This is a genomic window from Paenibacillus sp. S33 (assembly GCF_053615415.1).
In genome coordinates, this window is sequence record NZ_JBSIEZ010000001.1 from 3661913 (window position 1) to 3682403 (window position 20491).

Genomic DNA, 20491 nt, shown 5'->3' on the forward strand with positions numbered 1-20491 from the left:
AATTCTGTTTTTAAGCGTCGCGATGGAAGCCAAGGTCACGAAGAACGCGTTCCTGGTTGCGCCAGTCTTTTTTTACCTTAACCCAAAGTTCCAGGAAAATCTTGGAGCCTAGCAGGTTTTGGATATCCTGGCGGGCCTGTTTGCCCACTTCTTTGAGCATGGCTCCCTGTTTGCCGATAATGATCCCCTTCTGGGAGTCACGCTCTACAAAAATAACAGCCATAATATGCACTACCCCATTATCCTGCACTTTCATGTCTTCAATCATAACGGCAATAGAATGGGGTACTTCCTCACGTGTCATATGCAGAATTTTTTCCCGAACCAGCTCGGCAATAACAAACTGTTCTGGATGATCGGTAATTTGATCATCCGGATAATATTGCGGACCTTCTGGCAAGTATTTTTGCACCTGCTGCAGCAGGGTGTTTACATTGTTGCCCATTTTGGCCGAGATCGGTACGATTTCAGCAAAGTCGTACAACTTGCGATACTGCTCAATCAGGGGCAACAACGCTTCCGGCTCAATGCGATCAATTTTATTCAGCACCAAGATAACTGGCGTTTTTACTTGTTTAAGCTGTTCCGCAATAAAACGGTCGCCACCGCCTAGACCTTCAGCAGCGTCAATAAGAAAAAGTACCGCTTCTACTTCACCCAACGTATTAAAAGCAGTCTGATTCATGTAATCGCCTAATTTTGACTGGCGCTTATGAATCCCGGGTGTATCCAAAAATACAATTTGCGTGTCCTCCGTAGTAAATACGCCGTGAATTTTGTTGCGTGTAGTTTGCGGCTTGTCTGACATAATGGCGATCTTCTGCCCAATGACGTGGTTCATCAGTGTTGATTTTCCGACATTGGGTCTGCCAACAATTGCGACAAAGCCTGATTTAAAGTGTTTCTTAGCCATTTCATTTCCTCCAGCGCGATTAAGCACCTATTTTATTTTGGTTTTTCCATTAAAACAGCGAACTAATTAACGTCAACATAGGCCTATAAAACACAAATATACCAATAATTACAGCAAAAACCGCTGCCAGGAGCACGGCTCCGGCGGCGGTGTCTTTAGCCGCTTTGGCCAGCGGATGAATATCAGGTGAGATGAGATCCACCGCTGCTTCAACAGCGGTGTTGAACAGTTCGGCTACAATGACTATAGCGATAGCCACGCAGACGAATAACCAGTCGAGCCGGGAGATGTGCAGAGTTAAGCCTGCTACAATGACAAGGAGCGCCACGGCCACATGTATCCGCATATTTACTTGCGTACGCAGAGCATACATCACGCCTTCTGCAGCATAGCGAAAGGTCATTCTCCAAGGCTGACGTCTCATTACCTTGTCAACCCCGCTTGAGCCAGTACAGCTTCCTGTTTGCCCATCATTTCAGCTTCACTCACATCATCCTGATGATCATAGCCTAACAGATGCAGAAAGCCGTGAACAAACAAAAAACCGATTTCACGCTCAATGGAATGTCCGTATTCTTCGCTCTGAGCTTGCGCTGTCTGTACAGAGATTATAATATCCCCCAGAACATCCGGTACATCATTCAATGAATTTTCTTCATTCGGTTCGTAAATAATTTCAAGCTCTTCATCCAGTGTCTCCTTCATAGCAAAAGACAACACATCGGTGGGACGATCAATTCCCCGATAGTCCCTGTTCAACTCATGAATTTGCTCATCATTAACGAAGGTAAGGGCTACCTCACCGTCTGTGACTCCTTCCACTCTGCCTGCCTCCTCTAATAAGGTGTTCAGCAGCGTAATTAAAGATTCGTTAATTACCATATCGTTTTGTTCATTATTCCAAGCTAATTGAAGGCCCATGCCAACCGCTCCTTTTAATTCTAGTGCTCTACCCGTGCTTCATGCACAAGTTATATTAAGCTTTTCCGTTTTCAGACTTGGGCCTTTCCTCTGGATACTCAATACGGGAATGGAAAATCCCCATTACTGTTTCCTTGAGGGTTTGAGCCACGATATCAAGCTCCCGCATGGTCAGCTCGCAGTCGTTAAATTGGTGATCATCAAGACGGCTCTTAATAATTTTCTCAATCATGGATTCAACCTGTTCCACCGTCGGCTTCCGTAAGGAACGAACTGCTGCCTCCACACTATCAGCAATTCCCACCACAGCAGACTCTTTAGACTGAGCCTTCGGTCCCGGATAACGGAAATCATCCTCCGTGAAGTCAGGCTCCACCCCCCGCTCTTCAGCCTCACGCAACGCCTTGTGATAAAAATAGTGTAAGAATGTCGTTCCGTGGTGCTGCTCGGCAATATCGCGAATTGGCTTGGGTAGCTTGTAATCCAATTGCATTTCCACGCCGTCACGAGCATGGGCGATAATGATGGATTTGCTAAGCTTGGGCTCTATTGAATCATGTGGATTTTCCAACCCATTTTGATTTTCAATGAAGTACGAAGGCCTCTTGGTTTTACCAATATCATGATAATACGAACCAACCCGGCACAACAAGCCGTTTGCTCCTATAGCCTCCGCTGCGGCCTCTGACAGATTACCCACCATTACACTATGATGATACGTTCCCGGTGTCTCCGTAAGCAGCTTGCGGAGCAATGGATGGTTGGGATTCGACAGCTCAACAAGCTTCAGTGCCGACAAGATACCAAAAGTAGACTCAAAAAATGGCATTAGCCCAATAACAAGTATTGCTGTTATCAGACCGCCTGCAAAAGCAAAAGCTACCCCATAGAGCGTCGTCGTTTGAGTCCAATTTCCTTGGTCAATCAGTGCCAAAGAAAAAACAGACAGGGCACCGAACAGGCATACCATAATCGCCCCTTTGAACAGTGTTGAACGCTGGCTGGCTCGATGGGTAGAGAAAATCGCTGCCAGACAGACCACAATAGCAAAAAAACCAAAATTAAAGTCAAAAATTTGTCCCTGACGGACATTCAAAATAACACTTGCCAATATACTGAATATAACGGCACATACAAAAGCCAACGACATATCAAGCAACAGCGTTACGAGCATAGCTCCAAGCGCGATAGGCGCCAGATAGCCGAGATAGGAACGTTCACTGTTTTGCAGTATGGAAATTAACATCATTGCTCCTACTGTAATCACAAAGATTAATACTAGCATTAGCAACTGCGCATTATTATACTTGAAGTTTCGTGTTCGTGATTGAAATTGACGAATATACATAAACAGGCCCAATGCCAGCATCATAGACAACATCAGTAGGCCAAATTGTGGCCAATAATTGATTTTATCCTTGAGCAATTCATTTTCATCAAGCAGTGTATAGATTTCCTGGGTAATAATCTCACCCTTCTTGACGAGTACTTCACCCTGTTTAATGTAAACTGTCGGTGTATCTTCACGAGCCTGTACCTTGGCGTCCTTCGTAGCTGTATCATCATAAAACTTGTTGGCGGTAATCACAAGCCTTGCAAGTTCCTGAACAACCTCCCGTGAAGTACGCTTAGTAAGCGAGCTTGTACTAACCCGCTCAGCTACTTTCGCTCGGGCTGTCTGAGCATCCGTAATTTGATCATTCATCAACCCTGTCACAATCTCACGGGCAACAGGCCGCATTTCAGCAATATCCTCAGATGTAAGGCGCGGAATTTTAATGAATGTCTCCTCTGGAATTCGGTACGTTTGCTCTTTCGTTTTTTCCAGCACTTCATCCAGCAGCTTATCTGGGTAGGCATCCGCATTACGGCTGTTATTCACAAAATTTTGCACAAATTCCCGTGCACGTTGCGGAATCTCATCCTTATAAATCGAAATCTTATCTGCTCTGGAAACCTGATCATCCTGATTGAGCCGTTCAATTCGATCCAAAATACCAGTAATCAGGTTATCGTTGCGAACGGGCACAATGGTATACATGGGCTGCACACGTTCAGCTGATTCCTCTTGAGCCTTCAAAGTCGCCTTACTGTTAGGAAGCTGCATCGGGGCGACAATTTCCTTTTCACTCGGTTGATTTACCCGAATATCATAACGCTCGGGAAGGAGCTTAGACGCAAAGCCTACATAAAAAAGAACCACCAAAAATAAAAACAGAAGATAGCGTGTCGCCACGCTATACTTCCATCCATTCATTCTATGCTGGAACGTTTTCCCTTTAGATAATTCCTTCGAGGTCATCTAAAACAATCCCTCTCCATCATCTTTTTCAAGGCAGCTACACTGCTTATTTTATTACTTTTTCTGATCGTACACACCATACTCGTACTTGAATGGCTATCCTTGATTCTCGGCAACACGGTCATAAGCAACAATGATTTTTTGAACGAGGGAATGACGGACAACATCCTCTTCTGCAAACTGGACAAAGCCTATTTCCTCAATCCCTTGTAAAATCGCATTCGCTTCAATCAGACCGGATTTTTTGCCACGAGGCAAATCAATTTGCGTGACATCGCCGGTAATGACCATTTTGGAGCCGAAGCCAAGTCGAGTCAAAAACATTTTCATTTGCTCGGGTGTGGTGTTTTGCGCTTCGTCCAAAATAATAAATGAATCATCCAGCGTACGTCCCCGCATATAAGCCAAAGGTGCAATTTCTATTAACCCGCGCTCCAGTGCCTTTGCAGTCTGCTCTGGGCCCATCACATCGTATAGGGCATCATACAATGGGCGTAAATACGGATCAACCTTTTCCTGTAAATCCCCTGGTAAAAAACCTAAATTTTCACCTGCTTCCACCGCAGGGCGAGTCAGTACAATACGCTTGACTGAACCTTCCTTCAGGGCAGCTACGGCCAGCACTACAGCCAGATAGGTTTTACCAGTACCCGCCGGGCCAATTCCAAATACAATATCGCGTTTCTTAATCGTGGTTACATAGTGCTTTTGTCCAATCGTTTTGACGCGAATCGGTTTACCCCGGAACGTCGTCGTAATTTCACCCTTGAACAAATCGAGCAGCTGATCAGCGCGCAAATCTTTGGCCAATTCAATCGCATAATGGACGTCCCTTTCGGTCAGTATATACCCATTGCGAATTAACTGGAGTAATACATCGAACAATTGTTCGAGCACTTCCACCTCGTGTGCATTACCAAAAACATTAACTTCTGCCTCACGAGATGCTATTTTTGCTGGAATAGCGGCTTCGATTAATTTTAAAAAGGAATCCTGCGGGCCAAATAACGCCTGTCCTTCTCCCGCATTGTTCAATGCAATTTGTATGCTGCGTTGTTGTTCTGCCAAATAGCCTCATTCTCCTTGGTTATGAACTAACGGAAGTTCTTCCGCAATATCCTGCTCCACTTCAAAAAGCACTTTCATATAAACTTTACCATTCTCTCTCTTCTCATGCAAAATTTTTTGGCTTATTATTTTCGTTCCTTTGCCGTATTTAGCTAAAATATCAGCTCGCGCGCCTTCTATTCCTGACATTTTCGCTTCTGCTTCCGTAAGCTTCTGCTCTTGTATCTTTGTCTCCCTCACACTTTCGGTCATCCAACCCATCGGAAGTTTGTAGGAACGCCATGTTAGCGGATCATGTTCAACTGTTGTTTTATGTGTAGAATAAGGTATTTTCCCATATCCCCACAATTGTATTGCACGGTTGCCTAACACCAGATACAAGCGGTCGTGACTGGTACCTGTATACGTGCTGCTGCGTTGCACCGTGGGACTGCTAATTTCGTATTCATGCCATACAAGACCCTTAACCTCTCCTTTGGCTACGACCTGCTGCTGATTCTCCTCATCTCCAAGCGTTCCCGAGATGAGGATGGCTCCTTTTTTGACACGCGTATTTTTATGCACGACAGGACGACCCTGCTCGGCAAAAATTTCAGTGACTACCGCGTCTGCCTTACTGATGATATGACGTGGGCTGTAGAGCGGCGCAGGGGTAGGCTGTGAAGCTTCAACAACCTGAATCGTCACCAAAGTACCCTGTTTTTCCACACCGATCCAGGATGCCTCTGGAAGCTTCTGCATGAGCGCACGGGAAAGCTTGTCTTGACTGGAAAGACGAAAGCTCCATTGAAACGGATACAGCCCCTCCTGTCGGGCGGCTTTGAGAACGGATTCCGTCGAGAGCTTATCATTCCCCTTCACTTCAATGTCCCAGATAAGCGAAGACATCAGCAGGAGACCTATCCAGAACAAAGCCAATCCAGCCAGAAAAAATTTACGTTTGGCAAGTCGTATAACAGTAAAGGGAAGCCCTTGCCGCTTCAGAACATGCATTTTACAGCCTGTCCTTCTCAAAAGCGGGCGTAGGAGGAAGACGTGCGGCAGCAGAAGGTTCATTTCTGCATGTCTAGTACCCATCGGCCGCACGTTCCAAACAGGTATATGTTGATCGGTGAGTAAATTAATGAAAGCTTCCACACTTTCGCCCTTGACAGCAAGGGTAACCGTGCCATGCAGCTTTGCTAAAGCAGGATGTTTCACGAGCCTTCCTCCGTTCCTTCCATTTGGATATCCGTTATATGTCCCTCCACACTTACCTGCTCTGGCAGAATAGACGTAATGACTAGATCATGGCCGGACACCCTCAGCCTGCCTTGCGCAAGTGCAAGTACGAGCTGATCCGGCGTGAAATCCACCACGCCCCGGTGATTCTCCACATAAAGCTGGCGGCTGCCGATGAGGGTTAACCGCGGCAAGTCAAATAGAATGTCCTGCGGAAGCTCCAGCGTCTCGCTGGCCCACTTTCGCAGTTTGCGGCTCATCCTGCTCATACGGCGAAATCTCCTTTCCCGTCATCAAAACATCTGTTATCCATCGGCTCATAGTTGTTTTGATGACAGCACGCTGCTATTTTTTCATCTTCTGTTATTGCCATTCGGACTCATAGATGTTTCATGGCAGCTACGCTGCTGGCTTTTCATCGTATATTCTTATTATCAGTGAACACCATTACACCAGCGCCACAGATATCTGTTCTGTACATTTTATGATCCAGTCCCCGCATTTATGAGGCTAAACTTACAATTCGTAGCTGCTACTATATTGCAGAGGCAAAAGATGGGTTCTTTCAAAATTCACAATCAAAAAAGCCAACCTCGTTTTCATATCGAAAACAAGGTCGGCTTTTTTGATTTTCATTATATGACACGGTTATTTCTCGGTATCTCGATTCAAAAGAGAGTTTTTTCTAGAGTATAAGAAGTAAACAGCCATACCAATGACAAGCCAAATCATAAAGCGAATAAATGTCTGACCATTCAAATTAAGAATGAGCACCCCACATGAAACGATAGCCAGGATTGGAATATACGGAACTCCAGGACATCGGAAGGCCCTTGGCAAATCAGGTTGTGTTTTTCTCATAACGATGACGGCGATCGAAATCAGAATAAATGCTGACAGGGTTCCAATGTTCACCAAACTAGCTAACTCATCTAGCGGGATCAGCCCACCCATTAATGCAGATAAAGTACCGAAAAACAACGTGTTAATGTAGGGCGTTTTATATTTGGAATGAACCTTGGATAATACTTTGGGGACTAAGCCGTCACGTGACATAGCAAACATAATGCGAGTTTGACCATAGAGCATAACCAGCATGACCGTTGTCATTCCTAAGATAGCTCCTATATCTATAATACCTGCAACCCAGTTCTGACCCGCAACCTGCAATACCAATGACACAGGGTGAGAGATACCTTCAAATTGCATAAACGGTACTATACCAGTCATAATCGCGCTAACAACGACATACAAAAATGTACAAACAACAAGTGAGAAAATAATGCCTCGCGGTAAATCACGAGCGGGATTTTTGGTTTCTTCAGCTGCTGATGAAACAGCATCAAAACCAATAAAAGCAAAAAACACAAGAGCTGCGGCTCCAAACACCCCACTGAACCCAAACGGTATAAACGGTGTCCAGTTATCTGGCTTCACATATTTAAAAGCAACGATAATAAACAATAAAATAACAACAATTTTTACGACTACCATGATGTTGTTTATCCGTTTTGATTCTTTTATCCCAAAATAAAGTAAGAACGTGATACCCATCAAAATTAAAAAAGCTGGGAGATTAAAATAAGTCGTTTGGTCTTTTAAAGCCCCAGGTGCAGCAGTGAATTCAAGCGGAATGTGAAGGCCAATTCCATTCAAAAATGATACAAAGTAACCCGACCAACCTGCGGAAACGGCGCTGGCTGCCAGCATGTATTCCAAAATCAAATCCCATCCAATAATAAAGGCCAATAGTTCCCCCATCGTTGCATATGTAAAAGTGTAAACAGAACCGGATACTGGAACGGTGGATGCAAACTCCGCATAAGCCAATGCTGCGAATAAACAGGCGAGTCCCGCAATCACAAAAGAAAGAACCAAGCTTGGACCAGCTGTAACTGCTCCCGTACCTGTCAACACAAAAATCCCCGTTCCAATAATGGCTCCAATTCCAAGCATCGTTAAATCAAACGCACCCAGTTCCCTTTTGAGTGTTTTTTCCCCCCGAGTAGCAGCAATCAACTGATCAATGCTCTTCTTTCTGAACAAGCTATTCCCCATCCATTCCATCCTCCTAAAAATTAATTTTCATTTTTATAACCTCGTTTTATCACCTCAATTTAAATCAAATTTTAGCTAAATATGGAGTTAATTTCATAAGTATCTATCATTGAGAACATTATATATAAAAAAGAAAAAATGAAAACTGCTTTCGGAAAGCCTCATTCATATTGTTACATTTGATCATTTTTCACGAATATATTTTCATAAATGAGACCCTAAATTAGACAAAATGCCACCATTTTAGATGACAGCAAATGTGAGAAACCTAGGGCACACAAGAGATTATCACATTCGTTGTCAGGTAATTAGAGCATTTGTCGTTAATTCACTTTTTATTCTGAGCATGGTTATGTATTCCTAAAGCATCACAAAAAAGATCCGCCACAGCCAAAGCCGTGACGGATCCACTATCATTTTAACGTCTTCCTCCACCCATGTAGCGCTTGGAACGCGGAGGACCTAATATTTCTGCCCAAATCACACCTCTGCGCAGATCAGCCGTATCCACCGTATTACGGTCTTGCGAAGCTATCTCTGGCGCATCTGTAATTTCCCCTGACTCCCTCGCGTTGGATATACGATCGAGACGGGCTAAAACCAATCTGCGTTCTTCTTCCATAGCACGGATCCGATCCTCTAGAGTCGAACCGTTATCTAATGAATCCCGGTCCATCCGTTCTTCCGTTTCCGACCGATCGCCCACTTCTTCTATACGACGAGCTTCCATAACCGCCCGTCGTTCATTAGGAAATTGACGTTGCAACTCACCAGCAACATCCTGCTGGCGCTGCTCTTGCCCATGTTCCGTTGTGAAGGGTCTGGATGACGTCGAGGGCCCGCGAGAACCATGATCACCCCCAAAGGTAGGCATACCTTTTCGCGGCGGTGATTTCCGCCCTGTACCTTGGATGCTTTTCCCCAAGAAGGACACCAAAGCAAAGCCAACCACGATCAGGATATACAAATGTTCAAAGATCCAGCTGATAAAGTTCATTACTCACCACCTAGCTGCCGTAATTCATCGGCTATGTCCCGTTATTAATCCCGGTTCTTGTTGTCATTCCCCGAGTTCTCATTCGGTTTGCCTAAGGAGCTACGCATTTGCGTATCTGCCTCAATATTTTTCAAATTCATATAGTCCATGACGCCAAGCTTCCCGCCACGCAGCGCTTCAGCCATTGCCAGCGGCACTTCGGACTCGGATTCCACCACGCGTGCTCTCATTTCTACAACACGTGCCTTCATTTCCTGCTCCTGCGCTACAGCCATCGCACGCCGCTCTTCCGCTTTTGCCTGCGCAATACGTTTGTCCGCTTCCGCCTGCTCTGTTTGTAGAAAAGCACCGATATTTTTACCTACATCAACGTCCGCAATATCAATGGACAGGATTTCAAATGCTGTCCCGGCATCCAAACCTTTGGACAATACAGTTCTTGAAATTGAATCTGGATTCTCCAATACGTCCTTATGCGAGTTACTGGAACCTACGGTTGTAACAATACCTTCACCGACCCGTGCAATAATCGTTTCTTCTCCGGCACCCCCAACAAGTCGATCAATGTTGGCACGCACCGTAACACGAGCTTTAACCTTTACTTCGATACCATCCTTGGCGACCGCAGCCACAATAGGTGTCTCAATAACACGCGGATTAACGCTCATTTGGACCGCTTGCAGAACATCCCTTCCCGCAAGGTCAATCGCTGCCGCACGTTCAAACTCAAGCGGAATGTTAGCTCGCTGCGCAGCAATCAATGCATTGATCACTCGGTCTACATTCCCTCCTGCGAGAAAATGGCTTTCCAGCTGGTTGATGTTCAAGCCCAGACCCGCCTTGGTTGCCTTAATGAGCGGATTGACAATTCGGCTTGGCGTGACGCGCCGTAACCGCATAGCTACCAGCGTAATGATGCCAATACGCACACCCGAAGCCAATGCTGAAATCCACAGCATCACCGGGAAGAAACTGAAGAATACGCTCAATACAATAATCACTACAACGGCAATCAGCAAAACGCTGACAATACCTGATTCGAACACTCGCATCATCCTCCATTAATCTAATTCTTTGTTGTTTACTTGTTTAGACGCTAGTGTCTGCCTTGACCACAATTCGCCCACCTTCTACTTTGGATACTATAATCGGCATATCTGTAGCAATAAACTCGCCGTTCGTTACAACATCGACTCGCTCATCAGCGATCCGCACCGTTCCGGCTGGACGAAGTGGTGTCAGACTGACACCCCGTTGACCTAATAGCATTTCCCGGTTCACAACTGAAGAAAAACCTTGGTCAGCCGTTAAACTTTCTTTAAGTATAAAACGGTTCCATATCCCTCGGTCCTTGAATACAACCGCGATGATCGCCACCACGGCAACCGCAGCTGCAAAGGCAATGCCCAAAGATATAAACGCGTGCTGCATGTTGTATGCTGCGCGAACAACTCCGGCGACAAGGCTGACGGAACCCAAAATGCCCAAAATACCAAAGCTTGGGATGAACATTTCAAGGATAAGCAGAGCCAGACCGATAATAAACAACAACCACGTCTCCGAACCTGCAAAACCAGCGATATAATTGCCGAAAAAATACAACCCAAATCCGAGTATGCCCAAAATTCCAGGTACACCAAAACCGGGTACGAGCAGCTCAATAACGACACCCGCGATACCGATAAATAAAAGCAACGTCTGCACAATTGGGTTGGTCAATATCTCGGCTGCTTTTTCAGCCCATGTTCGCTCCACATGAATTACATCATCCGTGCTGTAACCCATCCACTGGATAACTTCTTGTTCGGAAGACGCGATGTGATCCGCATAACCCAACTTCAGCGCTTCCTCACTGGTTAAAGAAATGATCTGACCATTTTCCTTATTAAAGTTCATCTCTGGAATAGATATGGTCGTTTTAGAGTCAACCATACCTCTGGCAATATCCGGATTACGTCCTCCAGCTTCTGCGGCAGATGCCATGCTACTCTTCCACCAAGCTATCGTTTTTGGATCTGTGATAGCCTGCCCCCTGCCGTCTACTAACGCTGCTGCTCCGATAATACTCCCCGGTTTCATAACAATCTTGTTTGCGCTCAACGCAATATAGCTACCCGCTGAGGCCGCTTCGCCCCTTATATAGGCTACGGTCGGAATTGGACTGTCTTTAATCAGTTTGCCCAGCTTCTCCGCTGTATCTACCCGTCCACCGGGAGTGTTAATATCCAGTAAAATCAGACCTGCTTTGAAATCTGCTGCTTCTGCAAATCCACGTTCCATAAATTTGCCCAGACCTCGCTCAATTTCCTGATCAACGGGTATAACAAACACAGCTCCACCTTTAGTTTGGGCCGCCGCTGATTCGGAATGAACTAAGGGTAACAGCAAAACGGATACCATAATCCACAACGTTAAAAAGATCAATTTGCGACTGGAGTGGTGATGTTCTCTATGCATTTCTCTCCCCCCTTTCGATCTTTCTATGTTACAGCATACCAAACTTTGTTAGACAAACTATACAGTTTTCAGGATTTAATGTGAAATTATTGGGTATATTGCTAATCCTGACGGCTGTCAGATACTTTACGCACCCAATGGACATCACGTTTCACACAATTAACGATAACGCTTACATATAAGAATCTTTCATCATTACATTCTATGGTAGGCATCGCTTATATAGAAATAACACCCTCTGTAAACAGAGGGTGTTGTGTTTTCCTGTTTGTCGCAGGTTTATTGCAGAAATTGCTGAACCGCTTGGTTCACGAGCTTACCGTCAGCGCGGCCTTTTACCTTAGGCATCAAGGCCGTCATTACTTTCCCCATCTCGGCTTTCGAAGAAGCACCGGTTTCCTGGATGGTCTGCTGTACAATAACTTTAATTTCTTCCTCAGAAAGTTGTTCGGGAAGGTACTGAGCGATGATCTCTATTTCTGCTTTAGTGCTTGTCGCAAGTTCATCACGACCGGCTTTTTCAAATTCATGGAGGGCATCTTTTCGCTGTTTGATCTCACGACTCAGAATATCAAGCACTTCGTTGTCGTCCAAATCCCGTTTCAAATCTATTTCAAGATTTTTAATCGTAGAACGAACCATTCGAATGGTGGAGAGTTTGAACTTGTCCTTACTCTTCATTGCTTGCTTCATATCTTCGTTCAATCGTTCGCTCAAATTCATGATTGCTTAGATCCTCCTAGAACTTTCTCTTACGAGCAGCCTCGGACTTTTTCTTGCGCTTTACGCTTGGCTTTTCATAATGCTTGCGTTTCTTCACCTCAGCCAATACGCCATCCTTAGCAATGGAACGTTTAAAGCGACGAAGTGCAGCATCAATTGTCTCGTTTTTGCGAACTTTAGTTTCAGACACCAGTTTTCCCTCCCTCCGACCAGACCGTCCAAGAGCAATAACACGGTTCATCAAATTTTATTATAGGTGAAACGGAAACCAGGTGTCAACCTATAAGAAAAAATGAATACATAAAGGGCCATTTTTCTCCATTCACTTCCGTATTACTGAAAAGGCAAGCTCTGTCATTTTTTAAGAATGTGAGTCCGAAATACCTGTCAAGGCACCCAATTTGGCGCCGCCCAGTAAGTGATAATGCAGATGCCCCACCGCTTGTCCACTATCCGGGCCACAGTTGTTAATCAACCGATAGCCAGACTCAGCGATTCCTAACTTTTTCGCAACCTCAACCGCAACACGATGAATCTCCGCGATAAGAGGAAGATCCTCCTCCGTCACAGCGTTCATCGAAGGAATATATTTTTTGGGAATAATGAGCACGTGTACTGGCGCCGCAGGCTGGATGTCATGAAATGCGAGCACATTGTCGGTTTCCAACACCTTTTTGCTGGGGATGGTTCCATCCACAATTTTCAAAAACAGATCGTCCATTCAAAACCCTCCTTTGGCAGTGAGCCGATCATAAGTAAATAGGCATAAACAGCCCTTGCTCTCGGCATTCAAAGTTATGTATTTCCCACACTGAATAGAAACATATACAGCCATGTTTGGTTATACTTATGTTTCTATATGTATCATAACGGAAAAAGGGTCTTAATACCAGTTTCCCTTACTAACTTCCTCTATAATAGCTTTCACCCCTGCATCAATTTGATCCAAATGCGCGCGCGAAATACTTATGCGCAAAAACTTCTCTTGTTCCCTATAGCCTGATAAATAAAAGCCTTTGCCAGCTACAACCTGGATGTTCCTCGCGGAAAGACACTGTACCAAACGTCCCAAATTCACCGTCCGAGGCAGTTTAAACTGCATATAAACCCCTGAGGTTACAGCTGAAGTCTGAACGTATCCAGCCTGATTGTATCGTTCCACAGCCTTGTTAAGAGCACGAACGCGCTCCGAATACAGGTTACATATCGTGTGCTTGTGGCGTTCATACATTCCATTTTTAATATAAATATCAAGCGCCGCCTGAGACAAAATAGATGTGTCGACATATCTTTTATAGGTATTAAACGTCTTCAATAGGGCTTCTGGCAATACCGCAACTCCTAATCGCAAGCCGGGGAAAATGATTTTCGAGAAGCTTTTCAAATAAATAACATGGTCCGTCTGGTCGTATGCATAAATGGGATCAAACAGATGATCGGCCCCTAAATCTGCCATATAGTCATCTTCTACGATGTACACATCATATTTGGCGGCTAAGGCAGCTATCGCTTTTCGCTCCTCTGTGTTGTAAGAGACTCCTAATGGATTATGATATCTTGACATGGTATAAAAAAACTTGATGCTCTCGTTCTTAAATTGATTCTCCAATTCGTGAAAATCCATACCTTCCGCTGTCCGGACGATGGTACTGACGGGTATGTTCTCTTCCTCCAGAAAACGCAAATATATATCGTAACTTGGCTGCTCGACCAAAACCTTTTCTTTGCCATTGGGAAACGGCATTTTAGCGAGTATCTCCAATGCCTGCTGAACACCCGAAGTAACGATAATCCGATCCATTTTTGCAAACACCTGAGTATCAGCTAAATGGGAAACCAACGTATGACGCAGTGTTTCCAGTCCTTGCGAATCGCCATAAGTGAACAGATGATATTTGTAGGTGTCAATAGCCTGATTCAAACAATGTTGGAAATCCAGATAAGGGAATACATTCAAATCGGGGGAGGCCGAAGCAAAATCAACGGAGTCTTGCATATGGCTATGGTGTAAATCGCCCAAATTCTCCACTACATAGTATCCACTTTGCGGTATGGAATAGATGGCGTGTTTCTTTTCAAGTTCAGCATATGCCCGCAAAATCGTGCTTTTGCTGCACCTGTATAATTCAGAAGCCTCACGGACCGACGGCAGCTTGTAACCTGATTTATATTGTCCCTCGCGAATTTTAAGTTCTATATCCAATAAAATTGAAACGTATTTTTTCACAATATCCTCCCACCTGCTCTTTACATACTCTTTACATACTCATTACATGCTCATTTCATTACATGCTTATTCCGTCTTATGTTTCTTTACACGCTAAATGTTACCATGGTTTATGGATAAACAGGATACCTCATTTCATTGAACTGTACTGATACAGTTTCAATTATTGGATCATATTTGGGATGGTTTACGTGAAAAAGAGGCTGTTTCTTCATAATGGAAGAAACAGCCTTGCATGGTGATGATGTATGGATGCGCCTTAAAGTCACTTGTACTGTACAAGAACTGTAGGCGGGAGAGAGCAGAGAATTCACTATATCTGGCGACTAAGGAATTAGGATTAGTAATAAGGCAGCAAGCTAATCGCTGTCAACGCTGCAAGTGGCAGAATCAAACGATTAAAGCGACGGCGTCCGTATGGGAACCCATATGCATAAGCGGGTACTGGGTACGGGTACGGATACGGATACGGAGGATAAGACGCATAACCACCATAAGCACGGGAGCCGCAGCCACAATTGTTAGGTGGATATGGGAGATTAACATTGACTTTCTCCATCTCGTCTCCACCCATAGGAACGGCTAAGTATATCTTTTCATCATCCACATGCTCTACAATGCCATCATACATTGTCCCGTCCTTCACCCATACGCATACATAACGATGCATATGTTTTTGACATAGTGTTTTAACATCCGTCTGTTCCGGTGCTGTAACTTTTTCGGTTGTCATGCTTTTTTCCATGGTTGTTTCCTCCTAGGCTCTTGCATGTATACCGTATGTTATTCAAAAACGGGCTATTTGCTACATCAAATTGGGCGAATTCCGGCTTGCAAAAAAAAGAAGCACCCCGGGAGCTCTTGGCAGAGCTCCTCTGAACGGACGTATGACGGGAAGATTTCTTCCGCAGCATACGTCCGCCGGGGTGCTGTATGATTAACTTGTCGGCTTGGCTGTATTATAACAATAGTTTGAAACTGTATCTGTGACCTGTATCACATTACTTCAAAAAGTTTCCATAACCACACGTGAGCCGCCTCCAGCCTGCTCTGCCGGAAGAACAACTAGCTTGCGGGGCAGACGGGCCCGTAGTTCAGGCACATGACTAATCACACCAACAGACAATTGATCGTGGTGCAGCTTTTCCAGTGAAGTGATCACTGTGTCAAGCAGCTCAGGGTCCAACGTTCCAAAGCCTTCATCCAGAAAGAAAAATTGCAGAGGGTATTGGCCCCGCAATTGAATTTGAGCCGACAGCGCAAGCGCAAGCGACAAGGAGGTCAGGAACGTTTCACCACCGGACAAAGTCGATACTGGACGTTTGGCCCCACCGTTGGCATCGTCACTAATGACAAAACCACCACTGGAATCTACCTCTAGCGCGTAACGTTGCTTGGTCAGAAAACGCAGGCGGCGTGAAGCCGACTGGCTGACCTGCATGAGCTGCTCCTCGGCAATATATTCAACAAAGGCATTGCCACGAAAAACAGACTGGAGCTTGGACATTTTTTCCGCTTCGCTACGCAAATGTATACGATTGGACTCCAGCTTCATCCAGCGGACGTGTCGATGCTGCAAGTCCTCTAAATCACGCTCAGCCTTGGCGCGATTCTGAAGCGCCTCTTCGTCGCGTGCACGGCAATCACGTAGCTGTGCAGTGGCCGTTTCCCACTGTTCCTCTGTTACCGTTGCTCCATTCAGCTGCTCTTCGACATGTTTTAAGCGGGAAGACAGCTCTTTTTCCCGTTCTCGATGCAAACTCGCTTCACGCTCATAGCGTGCGGCTTCTTCCGGTCCCAGGCAACATTCCATGACTTCTGCTTCCGTAGCGAAGGAGGAGGCTTCCAGACGGCTGCCCCAACGGGACTCTGCCATCTGACGTCTTTCTTCTGCCGAGTCGGAGGCCTGCCGGGCAATCAGTGAAGCATGAACGGCTTGCTGCTTGCGTTCTTCCGCTTCGGTACGGCGGCGTGCCGCGGCTTCGGCTCCGTTTTTCAGCCCCAACAGTCGCGAGGTCGCTTCTTCCAGCAATGAAGCCGCTTGGCCATCTCCAACCCACTTTCGGAGCTGTGCTAGCTTTTCACGAAGCGAATCATCTTTGCTTTGGAGCCCTGTACGACGGGCAATAATGATTTTGTCCTCCTCGATGATACTCTGCTGTATCTGTTGAACACGCGCCGCCTTTCCTTCGAGGAAGGTCACACTCGTCTCCAGCCGGGACCGCAGCTCTTCCGCACGCCCGTCGCGCTCCTGCATGGCACGGTAACGCTCCGCAGCTTCGCTCGGAGCGACATCCGGCAGCTGCGCCGCCCATTCGCCGCGCAGCCCCTCGCTGCGCGTGGTGCATGCCTCGCGCTTGCTGCGTGCCTGCGTCAGCGCTGCAGCTGCTGCCTCCTGCTCGGCGGCAGCACGGATACGCCGCTGCTGTCCGGCGGCGTCTGCCTCGCGTAGCGCCTGTGCCTCGGCAGGCAGTGCATGCGCACGTGCAGCTAGCTCTGCCGCAGCACGCTCCAGCGCCGTGCAGCGCTCCACCCAAGCGGCAATACCGCGCGGCTCTGCTGGCGCTGCCGCAGGCGTGAAAGGCTCGCCCGTGGCGGCAGCGCCGCTGTCTGCGGTGGCGGGCTGCGCCAGCAAGCTGCGCTGCTCGTGCAACTGCTGGCGCAGTGTGAGGCGCAGCTCCTGCAAACCAAGCCGCAGGCGGTGCAGCTCATCTGGCGCAGCGGCATCCGCGCTATGCGCCGCAACGACGGCAGGCGCGGGGTGATGCAGCGAGCCGCACACTGCGCACGGCTCGCCTTCGCGCAACTCGGCAACGAGATGCTGAGCGAGACGCCCCAGCTCCTCGGCACGGAACTCGTGGCGCAGTTGTTCTTCCTCGGAGGCCAGTGACGACATATCAGCGGTGATCTCTGCCTCCAACGTCAGCAATGCCTCAATGCCATCAGCTGCCTGTGCAGCAAAGGCAGAACGCCGTGCCTCTGTCTCCTGTGTCTCCTGGTCCGTCAGCTTTAAACGTTCGTCAGCTTGCGCAAGCCGTTTCTCCTGAGCGGTGTACTCCAGTTCAGCTTCACGCAATTGCTCATTCGCGATTTCCAGCTGTTGCAACCGTTGCACAGCCTCTTGCAGCATACGCCGCTCATCTGCCCGCACTTCATTTTGCTTTAGCTCTTGTTGAAGCTCCTGCTGTCGCTTCAAGCCTCGCGTCTGTAGCTCTTGTTCCTTTGCGAGTCCTTCTGCATGTTCAGCAAGGGTTTGTTCGCTTTGCACAAGCTCGGCCGCCAGACGTTCCCGTTCGGTCCGCAACGCTTCCGTATCATGCTCCAGTTGAAGCGCCTGCTCTAGTTGGTCGATCCGAAGCAATAGCTTCGGTTCTTCGGCACTGAGTGCTTGCCGGGCCTGCTCATCTGCTTGCGCAGACACAAGCGCAGCCTCCTGCGCGGTAGTGGCCAAGACTTCCATTTCTTCGGCACTCTTTTGCCGTTTTTCCGCTTCAGCAATGGCTTCCTTCCAATCCGTCAGCGCAGGCAACAATGCCTCGGCTGCAGATGCTTGTCGAAGCTTGTGCTCCAGCAAAGCAATGCCTGGCTCCTGTGCTGCCAACTGCTCCAGCTCGTTCGATCTTTGGCTGAGCTCGACAACTAGCTCGCGGGTTTTGTTTAGCGCCTCCCATTCACGTGAGACACGCTCTAGCTCACGACGCGAAGCTTCTGCATTGGCAATCGCCTCTTTGAGACGCAACTCTACATGTTCAAGCGCTTCAGCACTGGCATCCCCCAGCCCTTGCTGCTCTGCCTCTAACGCTTTCAGTGCGGTATCGTTATCTTTCACACGACGGCTTAGCTTCTGTGCAAGTTGGTCTCCATACTTCTCCAGATGGAACAAACGCTGTAGCATCTGTCTGCGTTCACTGCCCTTTAAGGACAAGAATTCCGCAAACTTTCCCTGCGGCAATACGACAGCTCGTGTAAAATCGTCCATTTTCAGGCCGATATACTCCTCCACACAGCGCGTCACATCCTGCACCTTATCGGCAAGCACTTCCTCGCCATCCTCTGTTAACGCAATAAAACGGCTAAGCGTATTATTAACCGATACGCCTCCAGCACGTTTGAAACGTCGTTCTACACGGTAACGACGAGGTCCTTGAGCTGACATTAATTCAAACGTAAATGCAACAGACAATGTATCCTCAGCATGATTCATAATGCCTTGTGTACCATTCACTGCCCGCTCCACTTTACCGTACATAGCCAACGTAATGGCATCCAGCAGCGTTGATTTTCCACTACCTGTTGGGCCAAAAATTCCGAAGAGCCCAGTTTCGGTCAAATCGTCAAAGTGAATTTCCTGTGACTCCCGGTAGCTTTGCAACCCCGCCAGTTTTAGAAGGATTGGTTTCATGCGTCATCCTCCTCAGCGTGGTCTCTTGCATCATCCTGTTCCACCAGTTCCAGAAACAACTGTACTAATCCGTCATCTGGCTGTGCTCCACCTGTCTGCCGCTGATAGAATGCCCGGAACAACTCATGCACTGGCAGTTCTGATCGTTGGTGCTCCAGCTGTGCGGCAGCCATTTCTGGATACATGGGACGAATATGAATGATGCCTTCACGGCTTTTGCGCAGCCGCTGGATATCTCCCATCGACATCGCTTCATCCAGCGTAATTTCCAGATCAATAAAGGCATCAGCATCCAGTCCTTCGTCCAGCCAGCGATATACTTCCTCCAGACCTCCCCGTGCGCGCCACCTCACTAATGGGCGTCCACTGGTGATATACAGTTCCTCGACCAGAGCAGGCTTGCCAGCAACCACGTCAATTAACGTAACCGATTTGGCTTGTCCGGCTTCGGAAAAGCTATAAGCCAGCGGCGAGCCACTGTAACGCATCAGCCCGTCTCCTTTCACATATTGGGGACGATGCAAATGTCCTAGAGCTGTATACTGTGCCCCAATGCTCAAAGCAGACGGATCTACGGTATACGCCCCGCCGACCTGAATCGGACGTTCCGAATCCGACTCCAGCCCGCCGAGCACATAAATATGGCTCATCGACAAATTAACGGTGTCAGGCCGAAATGCTGTACCCAGTTGTGACATCAGCAAGCCCACACGGCGACTGTATGCCTCGCGCAAGACTGTTTCATCTCCGTCTTCAGACAATAGCTCGTTCAGACGAGACTCGGATGGATATGGCAAGGCTGCAATGCATGCCATTTCACCCGTTCGCGGTGTACGAATGCGTACCGCTTCCCCATGGGGCAGTCCCAACAATGTAATTCCACGCCCGCTCACCAGAGGTGTGACCGAGGATACCCTTTCCGGCTGATCATGATTGCCCGCAATGACGACTAGTGGTCTTCCTCCAGCCGTAAGACGGGCAGACGTTTCATAAAACAATTGCTCGGCTGCGGCCGAAGGATTGACTGAGTCATATACGTCTCCAGCCATCATAATCAAATCGGCCTGCTGATCGTCAGCCATTTTCGCCAACTCTTCTAAAAACGCCTCCTGCTCCTTCAAACGGCTGCGTCCTTCCAACGTGCGGCCCAAATGCCAATCACCTGTATGCAAAATCCGCATGCTATTCCTCCTCTCCCTAGC

18 protein-coding genes are annotated in these 20491 nt (G+C 47.2%); all 18 read right to left on the reverse strand.

Going from position 1 to position 20491, the window contains the following annotated elements; genetic code table 11:
- Positions 1-10: 10 nt before the first annotated feature.
- On the reverse strand, positions 11-913 hold the full coding sequence (gene era, locus ACWGXJ_RS16655; RefSeq protein ID WP_452567183.1) for a GTPase Era: 903 nt from the start codon (positions 911-913) through the stop codon (positions 11-13).
- 49 nt (positions 914-962) lie between these two features.
- Entirely contained in the window at positions 963-1337 is a 375-nt protein-coding gene (locus ACWGXJ_RS16660) for a diacylglycerol kinase family protein (RefSeq protein ID WP_025722122.1), read from the reverse strand.
- Positions 1337-1834: an rRNA maturation RNase YbeY gene (ybeY, locus tag ACWGXJ_RS16665; RefSeq protein ID WP_025722123.1), complete on the reverse strand. Its 498-nt coding sequence runs from the start codon at positions 1832-1834 to the stop codon at positions 1337-1339. The genes ACWGXJ_RS16660 and ybeY overlap by 1 nt, the downstream gene beginning before the upstream one ends.
- 55 nt (positions 1835-1889) lie before the next feature.
- Positions 1890-4136: an HD family phosphohydrolase gene (locus ACWGXJ_RS16670; protein WP_039272278.1), complete on the reverse strand. Its 2247-nt coding sequence runs from the start codon at positions 4134-4136 to the stop codon at positions 1890-1892.
- 96 nt (positions 4137-4232) lie between these two features.
- The gene (locus tag ACWGXJ_RS16675; protein WP_029517794.1) at positions 4233-5204 is read right to left on the reverse strand and encodes a PhoH family protein; all 972 of its coding nucleotides are present in this window, start codon (positions 5202-5204) and stop codon (positions 4233-4235) included.
- A 6-nt stretch (positions 5205-5210) separates the two neighbouring features.
- A complete protein-coding gene (gene yqfD / locus ACWGXJ_RS16680; RefSeq protein ID WP_440722685.1) occupies positions 5211-6404 on the reverse strand; it encodes a sporulation protein YqfD in 1194 nt (397 codons plus the stop codon).
- Positions 6401-6694, reverse strand: coding sequence for a sporulation protein YqfC (yqfC, locus tag ACWGXJ_RS16685; protein WP_029517796.1), 294 nt, complete (start codon positions 6692-6694; stop codon positions 6401-6403). Before yqfC ends, yqfD begins: the two co-directional genes overlap by 4 nt.
- Positions 6695-7073: 379 nt before the next feature.
- Positions 7074-8483: an amino acid permease gene (locus tag ACWGXJ_RS16690; RefSeq protein ID WP_452567184.1), complete on the reverse strand. Its 1410-nt coding sequence runs from the start codon at positions 8481-8483 to the stop codon at positions 7074-7076.
- Positions 8484-8901: 418 nt separating this feature from the next.
- A complete protein-coding gene (locus ACWGXJ_RS16695) occupies positions 8902-9480 on the reverse strand; it encodes a hypothetical protein (RefSeq protein WP_061828546.1) in 579 nt (192 codons plus the stop codon).
- Between the two features lie 44 nt (positions 9481-9524).
- A complete protein-coding gene (gene floA / locus ACWGXJ_RS16700; RefSeq protein ID WP_039272282.1) occupies positions 9525-10526 on the reverse strand; it encodes a flotillin-like protein FloA in 1002 nt (333 codons plus the stop codon).
- A 43-nt stretch (positions 10527-10569) separates the two neighbouring features.
- Positions 10570-11937 (reverse strand): NfeD family protein, encoded by a 1368-nt coding sequence (locus tag ACWGXJ_RS16705; protein WP_452567185.1) that lies wholly within the window; start codon positions 11935-11937, stop codon positions 10570-10572.
- 279 nt (positions 11938-12216) lie between these two features.
- Positions 12217-12660: a GatB/YqeY domain-containing protein gene (locus ACWGXJ_RS16710; RefSeq protein ID WP_013311146.1), complete on the reverse strand. Its 444-nt coding sequence runs from the start codon at positions 12658-12660 to the stop codon at positions 12217-12219.
- 16 nt (positions 12661-12676) lie between these two features.
- Positions 12677-12850 (reverse strand): 30S ribosomal protein S21, encoded by a 174-nt coding sequence (rpsU, locus tag ACWGXJ_RS16715; RefSeq protein ID WP_005547957.1) that lies wholly within the window; start codon positions 12848-12850, stop codon positions 12677-12679.
- Between the two features lie 171 nt (positions 12851-13021).
- The gene (locus ACWGXJ_RS16720; RefSeq protein WP_025722131.1) at positions 13022-13381 is read right to left on the reverse strand and encodes a histidine triad nucleotide-binding protein; all 360 of its coding nucleotides are present in this window, start codon (positions 13379-13381) and stop codon (positions 13022-13024) included.
- A gap of 162 nt (positions 13382-13543) precedes the next feature.
- Positions 13544-14887, reverse strand: a complete 1344-nt coding sequence (locus tag ACWGXJ_RS16725; protein WP_452567186.1) for an aminotransferase-like domain-containing protein — start codon at positions 14885-14887, stop codon at positions 13544-13546.
- Between the two features lie 340 nt (positions 14888-15227).
- Complete coding sequence (locus ACWGXJ_RS16730) at positions 15228-15632, reverse strand: hypothetical protein (protein WP_254350301.1); 405 nt, start codon at positions 15630-15632, stop codon at positions 15228-15230.
- Positions 15633-15893: 261 nt separating this feature from the next.
- Positions 15894-19289: an AAA family ATPase gene (locus ACWGXJ_RS16735; protein WP_452567187.1), complete on the reverse strand. Its 3396-nt coding sequence runs from the start codon at positions 19287-19289 to the stop codon at positions 15894-15896.
- Complete coding sequence (locus ACWGXJ_RS16740; protein WP_452567188.1) at positions 19286-20470, reverse strand: exonuclease SbcCD subunit D; 1185 nt, start codon at positions 20468-20470, stop codon at positions 19286-19288. The genes ACWGXJ_RS16735 and ACWGXJ_RS16740 overlap by 4 nt, the downstream gene beginning before the upstream one ends.
- Between the last annotated feature and the right edge of the window lie 21 nt (positions 20471-20491).

Excerpts from the sequence above, each read along its gene's own strand:
- era (WP_452567183.1), bottom strand. The coding sequence starts at position 913 with ATGGCTAAGAAACACTTTAAATCAGGCTTTGTCGCAATTGTTGGCAGA.
- ACWGXJ_RS16660 (WP_025722122.1), bottom strand. The coding sequence starts at position 1,337 with ATGAGACGTCAGCCTTGGAGAATGACCTTTCGCTATGCTGCAGAAGGC.
- ybeY (WP_025722123.1), bottom strand. The coding sequence starts at position 1,834 with ATGGGCCTTCAATTAGCTTGGAATAATGAACAAAACGATATGGTAATT.
- ACWGXJ_RS16670 (WP_039272278.1), bottom strand. The coding sequence starts at position 4,136 with ATGACCTCGAAGGAATTATCTAAAGGGAAAACGTTCCAGCATAGAATG.
- yqfC (WP_029517796.1), bottom strand. The coding sequence starts at position 6,694 with ATGAGCAGGATGAGCCGCAAACTGCGAAAGTGGGCCAGCGAGACGCTG.
- ACWGXJ_RS16690 (WP_452567184.1), bottom strand. The coding sequence starts at position 8,483 with ATGGGGAATAGCTTGTTCAGAAAGAAGAGCATTGATCAGTTGATTGCT.
- ACWGXJ_RS16695 (WP_061828546.1), bottom strand. The coding sequence starts at position 9,480 with ATGAACTTTATCAGCTGGATCTTTGAACATTTGTATATCCTGATCGTG.
- ACWGXJ_RS16705 (WP_452567185.1), bottom strand. The coding sequence starts at position 11,937 with ATGCATAGAGAACATCACCACTCCAGTCGCAAATTGATCTTTTTAACG.
- ACWGXJ_RS16710 (WP_013311146.1), bottom strand. The coding sequence starts at position 12,660 with ATGAATTTGAGCGAACGATTGAACGAAGATATGAAGCAAGCAATGAAG.
- ACWGXJ_RS16720 (WP_025722131.1), bottom strand. The coding sequence starts at position 13,381 with ATGGACGATCTGTTTTTGAAAATTGTGGATGGAACCATCCCCAGCAAA.
- ACWGXJ_RS16730 (WP_254350301.1), bottom strand. The coding sequence starts at position 15,632 with ATGGAAAAAAGCATGACAACCGAAAAAGTTACAGCACCGGAACAGACG.
- ACWGXJ_RS16735 (WP_452567187.1), bottom strand. The coding sequence starts at position 19,289 with ATGAAACCAATCCTTCTAAAACTGGCGGGGTTGCAAAGCTACCGGGAG.
- ACWGXJ_RS16740 (WP_452567188.1), bottom strand. The coding sequence starts at position 20,470 with ATGCGGATTTTGCATACAGGTGATTGGCATTTGGGCCGCACGTTGGAA.